Origin of the sequence: Haemophilus parainfluenzae, assembly GCF_014931375.1 — a bacterium.
In the GTDB taxonomy this organism is placed as follows: Bacteria; Pseudomonadota; Gammaproteobacteria; order Enterobacterales; family Pasteurellaceae; genus Haemophilus_D.
Map to the genome: position 1 here is coordinate 67,045 of NZ_CP063117.1, position 17,107 is coordinate 84,151.

A 17,107-nucleotide genomic window follows, 5' to 3' on the forward strand; every position below is an offset into this window, starting at 1 on the left:
CGATGAATTTAAAAAAATTCTTTTCTGCACCAACCAATGAACCGATCCGCGATAAAAAAGCGGAGCGGAACTTGTTTGCGCGTCGAACATTAGTCGCATTCATCGGTATTTTAGCCCTAAGTGGTGTGCTATTTGCTAATATTTACCATCTCCAAGTGGTGAATTACGACATGTATCAAACTCGCTCTAATGGTAACCGTATTAAATTACTTCCGCTTCCTCCTACTCGAGGATTAATTTACGACCGTTACGGCGAATTACTGGCAGAAAACCTCACTTTTTTCGGTTTATATATCGTGCCGGAAAAAACAGAAAATCTAGACCGCACTTTTGAAGAATTGCGCTATGTTGTAGGACTCACTGATGAAGACATTGAGCATTTCAAAAAAGAGCGTCGTCGTGGTACTCGCTATACGCCGATTTTACTCAAACCAAGCTTAACGGAAGAACAAATTGCCCGTTTTGCAGTAAACCAGTATAAATATCCAAGCCTTGATGTACGTCCTTATTTCAAACGAAATTACCTATATAGCGAAGCCATGACTCATATTTTGGGTTATGTTGGACGCATTAATGACCGAGATGTTGAGCGCCTAAAAAAAGAAGAAAAATTTGCTAACTATTCCGGTTCTACGGACATGGGGAAACTGGGTATTGAACGTTATTACGAAGAACAACTCCATGGTACAACCGGTTTCGAAGAGGTTGAAATTAATAACCGTGGTAAAGTTATTCGTAAACTACGTGAACAACCTGCCACCGCGGGTAAAAGTATTCATCTGACTATCGATTTTACTCTTCAACGCTATATTATGTCGCTCCTTTCAGGTCAAAAAGGCGCTGTTGTTGTGCTTGACCCGAAAGATAACAGTGTATTAGCGATGGTTTCAACCCCAAGCTATGACAATAATTTATTCGTCGATGGCATTTCTTCTAGTGATTACAAACGTTTACTAGAAGATCCTACTCGACCGCTTTACAGTCGTGCGACACAAGGTGTGTACCCGCCTGCCTCTACTGTAAAACCATTCGTTGCTGTTGCAGCATTAACTGAAGGGGTGATTACGCCTAATACCACAATTTTTGACCCAGGCTACTGGACATTGCCAAACTCAACAAAACGTTTCCGAGATTGGAAAAAAACAGGACATGGTTATACGGATTTAAACAAAGCCATTACTGAATCATCGGATACATTCTTCTATCAAACCGCCTTTAATTTAGGTATTGATCGTTTCTCCATGTGGATGAAACGTTTTGGGTTTGGTATGCCGACAGGTATTGAAATTCAAGAAGAAGCCACGGCCAATATGCCGAGTAAAGAATGGAAACAAAAACGTTATAAAAAACCGTGGGTGCAAGGCGATACAATCTCTGTAGGGATTGGTCAAGGTTATTGGACAGCGACACCATTACAAGTGGCAAAAGCAACCTCTATTGTGGTCAATAACGGTAAAATTCATACGCCACATTTAATGAAATCCGTTGAAGGCGCCACCATTGAACCGTATCAAGACCCGCTTTTATATGAAGATATTACCGAACCGAAACAAGCTTATTGGGATGCGGCTAAGCGCGGGATGTTCAATGTGGTAAACTCTGGTGCAGGGACAGGACGAAAAGCCTTTATCGGCACGAATTACCATGTAGCAGGGAAATCCGGTACTGCGCAGGTTTTCAGCTTAAAAGAAAACCAAAAATATAATGCTGCAGGATTGAAAAAAGAATTGCATGACCATGCTTGGTTCACAGCTTATGCACCTTATGAAGATCCCAAATTAGTTGTCACCATTATTTTAGAAAATGCGGGCGGTGGTTCAAGTAATGCGGCACCAATTGCACGGCAAATTATGGATTTCTACTTGAATAAACGCTTGCCACAAATTGAACGTCAAGAAAATGCTGAAAAAGAGAAAAAGACGGACCAAACTGATTTAGATGCGCCAGCACTAGAATCTCAACCAAGTGAGAATGAATAATGGAAGAAAAAGTGCCTTTATGCTTGCGATTATGGCAACGCTTACATATTGATTTTTTATTATTTATTGGATTAGCCGCTATTACGGCTTATGGCGTGCTTGTGCTTTATAGTGCATCAGGCGCCAGTGAAGTCATGTTCCAAAATCGTATTATTCAGGTCGTATTAGGTTTTGCCGTGATGATGATTATGGCGCAACTTCCCCCTAAATTTTATCAGCGACTCGCCCCTTACTTATATTTGGTGGGTTTTATCATGCTGATTTTGGTTGATGCTATCGGTACAACCAGTAAAGGGGCGCAACGTTGGTTAGATCTTGGGTTTATTCGCTTTCAGCCTTCTGAAATTGTCAAACTCGCGGTACCATTAATGGTCGCGGTATATTTAGGTAACCGTCCATTACCACCGAAAATGAGCGAAACCTTTATTGCTATCGCCATGATTATTGTGCCAACTTTACTTGTGGCTATTCAACCAGACTTAGGTACATCAATTCTGGTTAGTGCATCAGGCTTATTCGTGGTATTCTTAGCAGGGATGAGTTGGTGGCTTATTCTTGCTGCAGTAGTTGGCTTAGCGGCATTTATTCCTATCATGTGGATGTATTTAATGCATGACTACCAACGCATGCGTGTATTAACCTTACTTGACCCCGAGAAAGATCCACTTGGGGCGGGTTACCATATTTTGCAATCCAAAATTGCTATCGGTTCAGGCGGTATATCTGGCAAAGGATGGATGCAAGGGACACAATCCCAATTAGAATTTTTGCCTGAACCACACACTGATTTTATTTTTGCCGTGATGAGTGAAGAACATGGAATGGTCGGTTTTCTTATTCTGATGGCAATTTATTTGTTTATTATTATCCGTGGCTTAATAATTGCGGTAAATGCAGAAACCTCTTTCGGGCGTATTCTTGCTGGTGCAACCACACTGATATTCTTCGTTTATGTCTTCGTGAATATTGGTATGGTGAGTGGCATTTTGCCTGTTGTAGGGGTGCCTTTACCACTCTTTAGCTACGGCGGTACCTCATATGTCGCCATCATGGCAAGCTTTGGTTTAGTGATGTCCATTCATACTCACAAACCTCGCTTTATGAAAGGGAACTAATTTCCCTTTTGGCTTTCTTATGAAGAGCACCGATAATCTTGAAAGTAATAAGTATGACATTAAAAAATATCTTAAAAACGACCGCACTTTTCACCTTGATAAGCAGCTCAAGTTTTTCTGCTTTTGCCGATACGCAAAAAATGTATGGTATTCAAGGGGATTCGCTGTCGATTACTACGACCGTTCAAGCGCCACAAAGCTATGAAGTGAATGGTAAAACATATACCACACAAGGTGATGAGGCAAAGTCCTATTCAAAAGAAGGGACAGCAAGTTATTACCACCATAAATTTAATGGTCGTAAAACAGCTAATGGTGAACGCTATGATTCGGCACTTTTCACTGCCGCACATAAAACCTTACCTTTGAATTCTTATGCGGTTGTTACAAACTTACATAACAATCGCAAGGTGATTGTGCGAATTAATGATCGTGGTCCGTTTAGTGAGAAACGTATCATTGACTTATCTCATTCTGCCGCAAAAGAATTAGGCCTTATTGCTCGTGGTACAGGGCAAGTAAGAATTGAAGCTTTACATGTGGATCACAAAGGTCAAATTTCAGGTGCGGGAGCAAAAACGCTTGCCAAGCATGCTAAAACGCAAGAAGCCAGTGAGCGTTTAGTCGTCAATAAAAATAGCGAAAAAAAAAATCAAAACTTAGACAGCACAAACGATGCAAAAACTATTTTCAAGCTAAAACTACTCGCGCTGTCGTCAAAAAGCCAAGCAGAAAGCATCATCACAAAACTCGCGTTAGATGACATCAAAACGGAAATTAACCAAAATGGGCAAAACTATGAAATCCATTTTGGTCCATTAGCGGATCAAGCGGATATTAATCAATTAAAAACAAAATTACAAAAAACGATCAATGGGCAACCCGTAATCGTTTATACTTATAAAAACCAATAAGCTATTAAAGGAAATGCTATGTTAAAACAATCTGCAAAATTGAAAAAAATTGTACTCTTCTCGGGATTAATAGCAGCGTCAACATTTGCTGCCGCTGAAGATATTCAATACGGTATCGCTGTACCGGAAGTGAATGCGCAAACTTATGTTTTAATGGATTACAATTCTGGTGCGGTACTTGCATCACTTAACCCAGACCAACGCCAATACCCTGCTTCATTAACAAAAATGATGACTAGCTATGTGGTTGGTGCAGCATTAAAACAAGGTAAAATCCATAATGAAGATATGGTGACAATTAGCGAAAGCGCTTGGGGTAGAAATTTCCCTGATTCATCAAAAATGTTCTTAAATTTAAATCAACAAGTGTCTGTGGGTGATTTAAACAAAGGGATTATCATTGTTTCTGGTAATGATGCCTGTGTTGCTGTAGCTGAACATATTTCGGGTACCGTGGCTAACTTCGTTGATACCATGAATAAATACGTTCAACAATTTGGCTTAAAAAATACTAACTTCACCACACCACATGGTTTAGACGATCCAAACCAATATTCAACTGCACGTGATATGGCGATTATTGGTGCACATATTATTCGTGATTTACCGGAAGAATATAAAATCTACGCAGAAAAAGACTTTACTTTCAACAAAATCAAACAACCTAACCGTAATGGCTTATTATGGGATAAAACCATTAATGTTGATGGTATGAAAACCGGTCACACAAGCCAAGCAGGTTATAACCTTGTCGCATCAGCAACAAGTCCAAACAATATGCGTTTAATTTCTGTTGTAATGGGTGTACCGACCTATAAAGGCCGTGAAGTAGAAAGTAAAAAACTCTTACAATGGGGTTTTGCTAACTTTGAAACCTTAAAAACTCAAAAAGCAGGTGAAGAAATTTCAAAACAATCTGTTTACTACGGTGATAAAGGTGACGTTAAACTTGGTGTCTTAGAAGATGGCTTTATCACTGTGCCAAAAGGTAAACAAACTGACTTAAAAGCTCGTTATGAATTAGATAACAAATACTTACAAGCTCCTTTAGCAAAAGGTCAAGTGGTAGGTAAAATCGTTTATCAATTAGACGGCAAAGATGTCGCTACCGTAAATCTTCAAGCATTAGAAGATGTACAAGAAGGCGGCTTCTTAGGTAAAGGTTGGGACTGGTTAGTGTTAACAGTTAAAGGATTATTTGACTAAACACCTTGAAAATTAACCGCACTTCCCCATTTATATCACATCAATAAATTCGTAAGGTGTGTGAATTTAGCTGATTCACGCACCTTATTCTTAAATTAAGGAAACAACATGGCAACCGAAAACGATTATGAAAAATTAAAAGAAGTAATGGAATTCCCCGCTGCAATGACATTTAAAGTCGCAGGTGTTAACCGTGAAGGTTTAGCGCAAGACATCGTAGCAGTGATACAAAAATATTTACCGGGTGATTATATTCCAAAGGAAAAACGCAGTAGTAAAGGCACGTATAATTCAGTTTCGATTGATATCGTCGCGCAAAACTTTGAGCAAGTAGAAACCCTTTACAAAGAACTTGCAAAAGTTGAAGGCGTCAAAATGGTTCTCTAAGATGAACAATACTGATTTAATTGTCCGTCAATTAGGATTACAAGATTATCAGGAAATCTGGCATAAAATGCAGGAATTCACGGATAATCGAAATGCAGAAACCACCGATGAAATTTGGCTAGTTGAGCATCATCCTGTTTTCACACAAGGCCAAGCAGGCAAACCGGAACACTTATTACAACGCAGTAATATTCCTGTTGTTCAATCTGATCGTGGTGGTCAAATTACCTATCATGGTCCTGGTCAGCAGGTCATGTATGTGCTCATTGATATTAAACGTCATGAACATTTAAATGTTCGCCAATTAGTGACCGCACTTGAACAATCCGTTGTAAAAACCCTAGCAGACTATGGTATTGAAGGTTATCCCAAACCAGATGCACCTGGCGTGTATATTGATGGCAAAAAAATCTGTTCATTAGGTTTACGCATTCGAAAAGGCTGCTCTTTCCATGGCCTCGCGTTTAATATCAATATGGATCTTAATCCTTTCCATTACATTAATCCTTGTGGCTATGCAGGGCTTGAAATGTGTCAGCTTACTGATTTTATCGGTAAAGAAGAGGCAACACTTGACAAGGTTTCCCCAAAATTAATTAAACACTTTGCCGAACTTTTGGGCTATAATGTTACAAATTTATAACATTCACTTTTATAACACATTTAAAAATGCCTGAATCAGGCATTTTTCTTTAGGAAAGAACAATGTCAACGCCTTTTAAAATGGAACGCGGTGTGAAATACCGTGATGCCGCCAAAACATCGATTATCCCTGTTAAAAACATCGATCCTAATCAAGAATTATTGAAAAAGCCGGAATGGATGAAAATCAAATTGCCATCTAGCTCATTAAAGATTGAGACTATCAAAAACGGGATGCGTCGTCATGGGCTACATTCTGTCTGCGAAGAAGCGTCTTGTCCAAATCTACACGAGTGCTTTAACCATGGTACGGCAACCTTTATGATTTTAGGGGCGATTTGTACTCGTCGTTGCCCATTCTGTGACGTTGCACATGGTAAACCCTTACCGCCCGATCCGGATGAACCACGTAAATTAGCTGAAACTATCCAAGATATGAAGTTGAAATATGTGGTAATTACCTCTGTAGACCGTGATGATTTACCCGATCGTGGTGCAGGTCATTTTGCTGAATGTGTAAAAGAAGTGCGTGCATTAAATCCTGGCATCAAAATTGAGATTTTGGTTCCTGATTTCCGAGGACGTATTACTCAAGCCTTAGAAAAATTAAAAGACAATCCACCGGATGTATTCAATCACAACTTGGAAAATGTGCCTCGTTTATATAAAGAAATTCGTCCAGGTGCTGATTATCAATGGTCTTTAAAATTACTCCATGATTTCAAAGAAATGTTCCCAAACATCCCAACTAAATCAGGTTTAATGGTTGGATTAGGTGAAACCAATGAAGAAATTCTTGAAGTGATGAAAGACTTACGTGCAAATGGCGTAACCATGCTTACACTGGGTCAATATCTCCAACCAAGTCGCCACCACTTACCGGTTGCACGCTATGTGCCACCAGCCGAATTTGATGAGTTCCGTGATAAAGCCAACGCAATGGGCTTTGAACACGCAGCTTGTGGTCCATTTGTTCGCTCGTCCTACCATGCTGATTTACAAGCAAGTGGTGGATTAGTGAAGTAATCCAAAACAGCTAAAAAAATGACCGCACATTGAATCTCAAGTGCGGTCATTTTTTATGTCATCCTTTCAGCTAGTCAGTTGCTGCTGGCTTCTCTTCTTCGCCCTCATCAGTCTCCATCATGCTTTCTTGACGAAGGTCTTCAAGGGTGCGACCATTAATTAAGTAGCCATTTTCCGTTTTTTCCACTCTAGAAACGTAATTATCACCTTCTTCTACAAATTCTCGGTGAAGTTTTCCATCATGTTTCACAAAGCTACTTAAATATTGCCAAAAGTATGAATTTTCCTTAATAGCTAAGGCTTTTTCATTTTGATTATCAAATAACATTTTACTTAATGTCAGATTAAATGTGCCTTCAATATTATCTGGAATCATGTCTGATGAATCATCTTCGGGCACTTGAGGCACAATACCACTCACTTCCAATTTAACTGGATAAGCATTGGTCTCTGGATAAGTATTTAGATTTAAATTCAACGTTGCATTATCAACGATTAAATCAAGCTCTTTCCAGGAGTTTTTGATGTATTTATCAAATGTAGCTGACGTTAAATGTGTGCTGCATAAAGCCCCATAAAATGGTGCTGAGCAAAATCTTGCTGATAAATGCGCTTTGCTGTGATTAATTTTAAATGGTGCATCAACTGCTAATTTTTCAAATTGGAACCCTGCACTTGGATAACTGGCTTTATTCGCAGACAATGTGATATGTTCATTATATTGATCATTGTCTAGTGTTTCCGTCTTATCACTGGCTGATACGTCATCAAGCACTAGATCGGCCATATTAAATGATTTTAAGGCTGCCTCAATATTGGTTTTGCCACTGAATTCTCTCACCCATTTATCTTTGGCATTCAAGAAGTCTTTATTGTCTTTTGATGGTGCCTCTTTCTCAGCAAAAGCATCTAATAAAAACGGTACAAACGCCAATTCGTTTGCCACGTTGTAATCATCTAACTGAATATTAACTTTACCGCCTTTAGCTTCCCATTTACGCTCTTCATCAGCAGGGGTTTGTTTCACACTATCAACATTCAGTTTAAAATCTACATTAGCCTTGGTTAAATCCGTATTCGCCAACTTAAGTTCAAGACCGGCATTTTGTAAGTTAAAGTAAGGTTGATTATTTTTAGGCACATTGACAGAAAGCACGGATAATGAACCATCAAAACGATCGTTTTGTGTAAAAATTTTCGTTAACAAATTGACGCCATCTTTAATGTCTAGTGAGCCATCACTTAATTTTTTAAATTCATGATGAAAATTGACTGCACTTGGCACGCCATTTTGTTTAATCAATAAATTCAAACCACCAGCTGTTGCTTGGCTTTCTTCTGTCGTACGGCTTTTATTGGCAATACGTAAAATATCACTACTGAATTTCGTACTCAGATCACGCTTATCTGCCTCACCTGATTTCACGTCAAAGTGGTACGTCGCATTTTTCATATAAACATGGGTGTTTTCGCCATTTAACAACGCCACTTCGGCATTTTTCGCGGTTAAGTCAATACTTGATAGATCGTATTGATTTGCGCCGACAGGCACTAGGCGAGCTTCACCTTCAATTTGTTCCAGTTTAGTGTCTTTATCGTAATTAAAACCACTTAAGGTGGTTTTTAGCTCAACTTCTTTATTTTTTAAGAAATGAAGACCGATAGAAAGGTTTTGGGACTTATTCGCAAAATCACGGAATTCCGTCAAAATATCAGACTGTAAATAATCCCCTACCGGCGAAAATTTACTATTAATCGTGTTTTTATCAATCGTGATATTTAATGTTTTATTTAATTGACGAACTAATTGATCGGACAGCTGAGACTCCGCTGTAATGAAGAAAGGCAGCGCCGTGAGCTTAGTTGAAATCACATTTGTGGTTTTCGCATCACTATCTTTTACACTAAAGATCAACTCACGAATAAAAAAGTTTTTCGCGGTTTGCGTCACATTTAAGGTTGCTTGGTTATCCAAAGAATAAGGGAAATTTTTTAACACCTGATCGATTTTATGATTGGTGTAAAATTGTGCGCCGATCCCAAGTGCCACTGCGATAGCCGAAATCGTCAATGCTATTGTTCTTTTCTTGCTCATAATGTCCCCAAATACGATCTCACTTTACGATCTCAAAATCCTTTTGAAAAATTAACCGCACTTTTATCTTCAAAGTGCGGTCAGTTTCCAGTCTATTTTAGCCTAAGATTTTATCTAACTCTTGGCTTACTTCTTCCACTTTTTGAGTACCATCTAAACGGAAATATTGCGTATTACCTGCTTTTGCTTCAGCTTGGTAATAATCAATTAATGGGCTGGTTTGTTTGTGGTAAACCGCTAAACGATCTAACACAGTTTCTGGTTTATCATCCGCACGGATAATTAAATCTTCACCCGTTACATCGTCTTTACCTTCCACTTTTGGTGGGTTGTAAACGATGTGATAAGAACGGCCAGATGCTTGGTGTACGCGACGACCACTCATACGTTCAACGATCACTTCATCCGGTACATCAAACTCTAAAACGTAGTCAATTTTCACGCCAGAATCTTTTAATGCATCCGCTTGTGGAATCGTACGTGGGAAACCATCTAATAAGAAACCATTTGCACAATCTGGTTGAGAAATACGATCTTTTACTAATGCAACGGTTAATTCATCCGGTACTAATTTCCCTTCATCCATTAATGCTTTTGCTTGTTTACCTAATTCTGTCCCCGCTTTAATCGCTGCACGGAACATATCCCCTGTTGAAATTTGTGGGATGCCAAACTTGTTCATAATAAATTGTGCTTGTGTGCCTTTTCCTGCACCTGGTGCACCTAAAAGAATAATTTTCATACGAATCTCCAATAAATAATAGACCTGTTTAAAATACCGTTAAAGCCTTGTTTGGTCAAATGATTTTGCTGTTAATTTTGACCGCACTTTATTTTATTTTAAGCTTTTTCATTTCCTTTTTCATTCCATGGCGCCACCCAGAATAAACAAATCATTCCTGGGATAGCGAGGAATAAACAAATCCAGAAAAAATGATAGTAACCTACTGCTTTGACCAAGTAACCCGATAACATACCAAGCCCTTTACTCGGTAAAGCAGAAAGACTGGTAAATAAGGCTAACTGAGTGGCAGTATAAAGCGGATTGGTTTCACGAGCCATAAAAGCAACAAAGGCAGCAGTGCCCAGACCAACACCGATATATTCCCCCGCAATCACGAAACCTAATTTCCAAAGTTCAGCTGCACCGATTTGGTCAAAATGCCCAAATGCAGCTAACCAAATAAATCCACCAATAGTGATTAATTGGATAAAACCAAATACCCATAATGCGCGGTTAATGCCTAGGCGCAACATAATCACGCCCCCCACGAGACCGGCAGAGATACTTGCCCAAAGTGAAGTGCTTTTTACCACCAACGCAATATGCTCTTTTTCAAAGCCCATGTCATAGACGAATTTAGTTTGTAACGTAGTAGCAAACGAATCACCAAATTTATACAAGAACAAAAAGAGTAAAAAACCGATGGCTTGGGCGACACCTTTGCGTTGGAAGAACTCTTTCAAGGGTATCCAAAACACCATATAGAAAGGTTGCTCACGATCGACCTGTGCAATCTGCGGTTCTTTCGCTAAAAAGAGCGTCATAAATATGCCCGCTAACATACAAAGTGCGGTCAATAAAAAGACGGTTTCCCATGGATAAATCGTCGCTAAATAAAGTGAGAGTCCCCCAGGAATTAAACCTGCAACACGATAAGCATTGATATGGATGGTGTTTCCCAATCCTAATTCATTATCGGTCAAAATTTCACGGCGATAAGCATCAAGCACAATATCTTGTGTCGCAGATACAAAGGCAATAAATGTCGCAAGTTTAGCCACTGTTCCCAACTGTGCCACAGGATCAAACTGACTAATCGCATAAAGCGAAATCAGCAAAATCACTTGAGAAATCAATAACCAACTACGACGACGCCCTAAAAAATGCGGAAAATAGCGATCTAATAACGGTGCCCATAAAAACTTCAAACCATATGGCACCATCACCCCTGTCAATGCACCGATTAATTCAACGGAAAGCCCTTTATCTGTCAGCCATACCGGCAACATTTGCAATAACACAAAAAGTGGTAAACCTGAGCTAAATCCAGTGAAGACACAGATCAGCATTTTGCGGGTAAATATTTGACTAGAAAGGGATTGTTCTGACATAAAGTGCGGTTATTTTTGAGCGTGTTTCATCTGATTAAAATATTAAGGGCGGAATGATACTCCGCCCAACAAGAGTGAGATTAATCTCTGTATCCTTTCGGATTATTTTTTTGCCAATTCCAGGTATCTTTCATCATTTGCTCAAGGCCTCGCTCAGCTGTCCAATTTAACTCTTTTGCAGCAAGACTTGGATCGGAATAGCAGGTTGCAATATCGCCTGGGCGACGTGCGACAAGACGATATGGAATTTTAATATTGTTCGCTTGCTCAAACGCTTTCACCATATCAAGCACAGAATACCCAGTACCTGTACCCAAGTTATAAATGTGTAAACCCGCGTCATTTTCATGGCGATTTAATGCTTTTAAGTGACCAATCGCTAAATCCACCACATGGATATAATCACGTACCCCTGTGCCATCATGAGTATCATAATCGCTACCAAACACCGAAAGTTGTGGTAATTTACCAATGGCAACTTGGCTAATGTAAGGTAATAGATTATTTGGAATGCCGTTTGGATCTTCACCAATCAAGCCACTTGCATGCGCACCCACTGGGTTGAAATAACGTAAGATCGTCATGCTAAATTGCGGTTCAGCTTTAGCAACATCAGTCAGAATTTGTTCCACCATGTATTTAGATGTACCGTAAGGATTGGTTGTACCGCCCACTTTGCAGTCTTCTGTAATTGGAATAATTTCTGGATCACCATAAACCGTTGCAGATGAACTAAATACAAAGTTCCACACGCCTGCTTTTTTCATTTCTTGAATCAAAACAATCGTGCCCGCTACATTGTTCATATAGTATTCGGCTGGTTTTTGAACACTTTCACCCACAGCTTTTAAACCCGCAAAATGGATGACCGATTGAATACTGTTTTCAGCAAAGATTTTTTGCAATAAAGCACGATCTAAAATATCGCCTTCATAAAACTTCACGTCTTTACCGGTAATTTCTTTGACTCGCTCTAAAGATTTTGGGGAGGAATTGCATAAATTATCCAATACCACCACTTCTTTATTTGCATTTAATAATTCCACTACGGTGTGTGAACCGATATAGCCGGCTCCACCTGTTACTAAAATCGCCATGGGTTGCTCCTTAATCATTTTGTTCGTGAATTATAACATTGATTTCTACGATACATAAATTTATCCCCTTTTTTGACCGCACTTTGGTGTGATCGTTGTCACAGAATAAACATTTTTCTATAGGAATTTGATTTGGGTCATTGAAGCACCTCTCGATGAAGCGAATAATAGCCTGCGAAAATCGAAAAGATAAAGGAAGACAACATGAAACCTCAAACACTTCAAAAAACCGCACTCGCATTACTCGTTGGTTGGTATGCTGCCAATGCAGCCGCTTATTCTGAACAAGGCCAAGCTGGTAATACCAAAAGCTGGGAAAGCGCCGAATATCTCAAGGACTGGGGCTTGACCTCAATGAATGCCTCCACGGCTTACGCCCTTGGCTTTAATGGTTCAGGCGTAAAAATCGGCGTGATGGATTCGGGTGTACTATTAAACCACCCTGAATTTCAAGATGGTCGCATCCACGTTGTAAAAACAAAAGGGACTTACAGTAAAGATGGCATGCGTTATCCCGATGCCTCTGTGGGCAATGGCCCAATTAATAAAAACGAACCGGTAAAAAACGGCAAACGTAATTTTGATAAAACAGATAATGGCGTATTTACTAAAGGTGAAGCCTTCAATATTGACGGCACATGGCATAAATATACCAATGATGCGCACGGCACCCATGTTGGTGGGACAATGGCGGCAACGCGTGACGGCAATGAGATGCACGGTGTAGCATTCGGCGCTAATCTGTATTCTGCCAATACCGGTGGTAACGACAACATGACCTATGGTCCAAATCAAGACTATGGTTTCTTCTTACAAGGCTACTCTGCCCTAGCAGATGCCGGTGCAAAAGTGATTAATAACAGTTGGGGTTCAAACCGTCGTGTCAATTCATCCTTTGCCGGTGCCTTAGGCTATAAACCAAAATATGATTGGCGTGATGTGCCTGAATATGGCGTGCAATATTATGATGTACCAAAAGCACCTGAGCCAATTTCTAGTCCTGCGGCACATATTTATTTAAGTAACTTAGGCGAGGCTGAAAAAGCTTATTATCAATTTGTGACCAGTGGTGAGAAAAACTTTGTTGATGCGGCTTATGAAGTGGCAAAAAATAAACAAGTAATTCAAGTCTTTACCGCGGGTAACCGCAGTATGATGGCGGAATCCTTTACGCGTGCTATGTTGCCCTATTTCAGACCTGATGCAGAAAAATACTGGGTAAACGTCACGGGGCAAGTCGGTGGTGAAGGCTATCCTAATGATTCGAATGACGATGTGAGTGATGAAAAAGCAGGCGCAGATATTCAAGAATTTAACCTCGCCGGCCATTCAAAATGGTGGACGATTGCAGCGCCATCCGCCAACATCTATTCCTCCTACATTCAATTACAAGACAACAATACTTATGGTGACCCTATTTACAAATCAGCTGGTGGTACTTCAATGGCTGCGCCTCACGTAAGTGGTGCATTAGGTGTTATCTTTTCTCGCTATCCATACATGACAACCGATCAAGCACGCGATGTTATGCTCACTACAGCAAGACAAACTACGCTTCGTAAAGGGCTTGAAGGTAAACCGTTAGAACGTTGGGAAACTGAACAAGGTGTACCAAGTAACGTTTGGGGGTGGGGAATTTTAGATCTTGGCAAAGCCATGTTTGGCCCAGGTCAATTCTTAGGAAACATGAAAATCAACCTCAATCAAAATGATGTTTGGTCAAATGATATTAGCGATAAAGCCATCAAAGCTCGTCAAGTCGAAGATCAAGCTGAAGCGGCGACTTGGGCAACACGCAAAGCAGAATTACAAGCGTTAATGCAAAATCGTGCAGGCGCGACAGCTGAAGAAAAAGCTGAATATCAAGTAGGTTTAGCACGTGAAGTGGCTCGTAATGAACGTGCCGCACAAGGTTATGTTGGCGCCTTAACTAAAAATGGGGCTGGCACCTTAACCCTCACCGGTAATAATAGTTTCACTGGCGCGATTACCGTAAATGAAGGGCAACTTTCAGGGTTAAATCAATCCCTTGGTTCGGCACAACAAGTTATCGTAAAACGAGGTGCAACATTGGAAGTGTTACCGAAAGCGGAAGTCACTAAACCAAGTGAGAATGGATTTGTCACCGAAACCTTAACTAGCACCGCGAAAACGGTCACTGCAACAGTGGAAAAAGGTGGTCGTTTCTTACTGAATAATGGTATTGCTAACGTCAATGCAACCTTTGCTGACGGTTCTATTTTAGTACCAAATAAATTTGACGAAGAAATTCTGCCTCAATTACAACAAGATCCACAAAAAGTGGTTTCAGTACAAGGTTCTGGCTCATTTGTAGGAGCTGAAAATGCGGTAGTTGAAACACCTCGCACTTATGATTTCCTTACGGTTAAAAATGAAAGTAATGCGAATACGTTGAAAGTGACCATTCAGAAAAAAGCCCTTGCATCTGCAGCAACCACTGAAAATGAAGCGGCTATCGCCAATGCCTTAGATGCCGCAACAAAAAGCCCGGCTTACCAAAGCCTCATTTGGGGAACAAAAGAAAATGCTCGCCAAGCCTTTGCTCGTTTAAGCTATGATGAAGATCTGGCGACACAACAACACAACGTATTAAACGGCTTATTGCTTCGCCAGCAACTTGCCCAACCAGGTGCAGTAAGAGCGCAACTTAATGCAGGTACACAAATTTGGACGAGTGGCACCTTCACTCACTTCAGCACGGATAGTTTAAGCAGCCATGCGTACAATCAACTTGTGGGTATTGATGCAACCATTGATACAAACAAACATTTAGGTGTATTTGTTGGCTCAACACAAAACAGCCACAAAATTGACCGCACTTCGAAAGATCGTGCTGTGCATTTAGGCTTAACAGCTGAGCATCGTTTCAACGTGTTAACACCAAAAATTGGCTTTATTCAAAGCTGGGGGAAACACGAACAACGTGCTGAATTTGCACAAGGGGTGAAAAGCCATAGCCAAACACAAAATGTCTTTGCTGAACTTGCCTACACTGGCTTAAAAGGCGAACATTTCGCGATTGAACCTTATGCTGGCGTAAGCTATATGCACATCAAAAATAAAGGTGTGACTAAAGGCGAAGTGCAGTTAAAAGACAACAATCGTGATTTAATCGTCACCTCTGTAGGTTTACGTCCATCCATTCCATTTGCAATTGGTGGCGTTCAATTAAATCTATTAGGTGATGTGGCTTATCATCGTTTCCATAAAGATAAAGCCGCTGAAGGCAGCTTGGTGCTCAATAACCAAGGCGTAGCAAATCTTTATGGTAAAGAATTGAAAAATATCGTCACGACAGGTGTGGCATTACAAGCGCAATTTACTCCGGCATTCGGAGTAAAAGTCGGCTATCAAGGTGCTTATAACCACGATACCAAAGCGAATAATGTGAATGCGGAATTACGTTTCTCGTTTTAACGATATCTAATGATGCAAAAGTGCGGTCAATTTTTGAGAGGTTTAAAAACTCTTTGAAAATTGACCGCACTTTGATATTTCCATTTTTCCAATCTACTTGTAAATAATTAAAAATGAGCTTTATATAGCACACCTTTAAAATTTATTCCCAAAGTAAATTAAATGCCCTTTTTGGAATACTTTTCCATTAACTCAATCACCGGTTTAAATTTAGGATCTTGTGAACGATATTTTTTGATCCCTTCTAAAATACCATGCTGTCCAGTAAAGAAATCTACATCTCCCCCGTTATCTAGCATTAATTGAAGCAAATCCAGCCTTTCTGGGAAACCATTAATATAGGATAAAGGTGTAATTCCTCTTTCATTTGGTAAATTAGGGTTTGCACCAGCCTTAAGTAACGCTATCGCAGCATCAATATTTTTACTTCGTAATGCATAATGCAAGGGAGTCATTCCGTACATATCTTGCGCATTAATCTCCACTCCATGTTTTATATAAAACTCCACAACCGACAACGGAGCCGCAAAAATTAAATTACACTGGTGTAGCCAATTCCATTTATCTGCCGATACATAGTGAATATCTAACTTTTTACTTATAAAGAAAATATCCTCCAACATTGCGATATTTCCTTCTCTATCTGCTATCGCAACAAGCATCTTAGGGTCATCTTTATATTCTTCATATAAATTTGTCATATTAGTTTCCTCTTTTGTGTAAAAACAATTTCATATCCTCTTTAATTTTTTGAATATCACCATTTCCCGGCATCTCATTTCTATGGCTTCGATTTTCAGAACGATTCTCTAGCCTAAAAATGTTGGGTCTTGAATTTACGTAATCATTAAATTCCTGTCTTGTTAAACCCAATTGTTTAGCAGCCTCTTCTAATCTTCTATGCTCCCATCCTGGAATATGCCCTATATCAAACGGACCATTCACTATTTCACCTGTTTCTTTATGAAGTAATACATTATCTGAAACCTGCTCATATTGTGAAAGAATATTTTTTCTTATAGTGAATAAAAACAAAAGGCATCAATCTGATGCCTTTTTAATTCATTAAAATGAAAATTAACGTTCGTTCCAA

At 39.7% G+C, this 17,107-nt stretch carries 14 protein-coding genes; 8 read left to right on the plus strand and 6 right to left on the minus strand.

The annotated features are described in order from the left end of the window. The first annotated feature begins 2 nt into the window (after window positions 1-2). The 7 genes from mrdA (at window position 3) to lipA (ending at window position 7,269) form a co-directional block, all read left to right on the plus strand. Complete coding sequence (gene mrdA / locus INP95_RS00330) at window positions 3-1,979, plus strand: penicillin-binding protein 2 (RefSeq protein WP_197560671.1); 1,977 nt, start codon at window positions 3-5, stop codon at window positions 1,977-1,979. Further along, the gene (gene rodA / locus INP95_RS00335; protein WP_197560672.1) at window positions 1,979-3,094 is read left to right on the plus strand and encodes a rod shape-determining protein RodA; all 1,116 of its coding nucleotides are present in this window, start codon (window positions 1,979-1,981) and stop codon (window positions 3,092-3,094) included. Before mrdA ends, rodA begins: the two co-directional genes overlap by 1 nt. A 53-nt stretch (window positions 3,095-3,147) precedes the next feature. Continuing rightward, window positions 3,148-4,008 carry a septal ring lytic transglycosylase RlpA family protein gene (locus tag INP95_RS00340; RefSeq protein WP_197560673.1) on the plus strand — a complete coding sequence of 287 codons (861 nt, stop codon included), beginning with the start codon at window positions 3,148-3,150 and terminating at the stop codon, window positions 4,006-4,008. Between the two features lie 18 nt (window positions 4,009-4,026). Continuing rightward, on the plus strand, window positions 4,027-5,214 hold the full coding sequence (locus INP95_RS00345) for a D-alanyl-D-alanine carboxypeptidase family protein (RefSeq protein WP_049369508.1): 1,188 nt from the start codon (window positions 4,027-4,029) through the stop codon (window positions 5,212-5,214). A 108-nt stretch (window positions 5,215-5,322) separates the two neighbouring features. Beyond that, the gene (gene ybeD / locus INP95_RS00350; RefSeq protein ID WP_049369509.1) at window positions 5,323-5,601 is read left to right on the plus strand and encodes a DUF493 family protein YbeD; all 279 of its coding nucleotides are present in this window, start codon (window positions 5,323-5,325) and stop codon (window positions 5,599-5,601) included. Window position 5,602: 1 nt separating this feature from the next. Beyond that, window positions 5,603-6,244: a lipoyl(octanoyl) transferase LipB gene (gene lipB / locus INP95_RS00355; protein WP_197544825.1), complete on the plus strand. Its 642-nt coding sequence runs from the start codon at window positions 5,603-5,605 to the stop codon at window positions 6,242-6,244. A gap of 62 nt (window positions 6,245-6,306) precedes the next feature. Then, the gene (gene lipA / locus INP95_RS00360; protein WP_049374329.1) at window positions 6,307-7,269 is read left to right on the plus strand and encodes a lipoyl synthase; all 963 of its coding nucleotides are present in this window, start codon (window positions 6,307-6,309) and stop codon (window positions 7,267-7,269) included. Window positions 7,270-7,339: 70 nt separating this feature from the next. Here the strand turns inward: lipA and INP95_RS00365 are convergent, their stop codons facing one another. The 4 genes from INP95_RS00365 to galE form a co-directional block, all read right to left on the minus strand. Beyond that, a complete protein-coding gene (locus tag INP95_RS00365) occupies window positions 7,340-9,364 on the minus strand; it encodes a hypothetical protein (RefSeq protein ID WP_197560674.1) in 2,025 nt (674 codons plus the stop codon). Between the two features lie 97 nt (window positions 9,365-9,461). Next, window positions 9,462-10,106, minus strand: coding sequence for an adenylate kinase (adk, locus tag INP95_RS00370; protein ID WP_049369513.1), 645 nt, complete (start codon window positions 10,104-10,106; stop codon window positions 9,462-9,464). Window positions 10,107-10,204: 98 nt separating this feature from the next. After that, the gene (locus INP95_RS00375) at window positions 10,205-11,479 is read right to left on the minus strand and encodes an MFS transporter (protein ID WP_049369514.1); all 1,275 of its coding nucleotides are present in this window, start codon (window positions 11,477-11,479) and stop codon (window positions 10,205-10,207) included. An 80-nt stretch (window positions 11,480-11,559) separates the two neighbouring features. Next, window positions 11,560-12,576 (minus strand): UDP-glucose 4-epimerase GalE, encoded by a 1,017-nt coding sequence (gene galE, locus INP95_RS00380; protein ID WP_014064082.1) that lies wholly within the window; start codon window positions 12,574-12,576, stop codon window positions 11,560-11,562. 204 nt (window positions 12,577-12,780) lie between these two features. Between galE and INP95_RS00385 the strand changes: the two genes are divergently transcribed. Further along, window positions 12,781-16,014: a S8 family serine peptidase gene (locus tag INP95_RS00385; RefSeq protein ID WP_197560675.1), complete on the plus strand. Its 3,234-nt coding sequence runs from the start codon at window positions 12,781-12,783 to the stop codon at window positions 16,012-16,014. A gap of 158 nt (window positions 16,015-16,172) precedes the next feature. Here INP95_RS00385 and INP95_RS00390 read toward each other — a convergent pair whose 3' ends face one another. Then, the gene (locus INP95_RS00390; RefSeq protein WP_049384537.1) at window positions 16,173-16,715 is read right to left on the minus strand and encodes an ankyrin repeat domain-containing protein; all 543 of its coding nucleotides are present in this window, start codon (window positions 16,713-16,715) and stop codon (window positions 16,173-16,175) included. A gap of 1 nt (window position 16,716) precedes the next feature. Beyond that, window positions 16,717-17,049, minus strand: coding sequence for a GH-E family nuclease (locus tag INP95_RS00395; protein WP_049384538.1), 333 nt, complete (start codon window positions 17,047-17,049; stop codon window positions 16,717-16,719). Window positions 17,050-17,107: the final 58 nt, after the last annotated feature.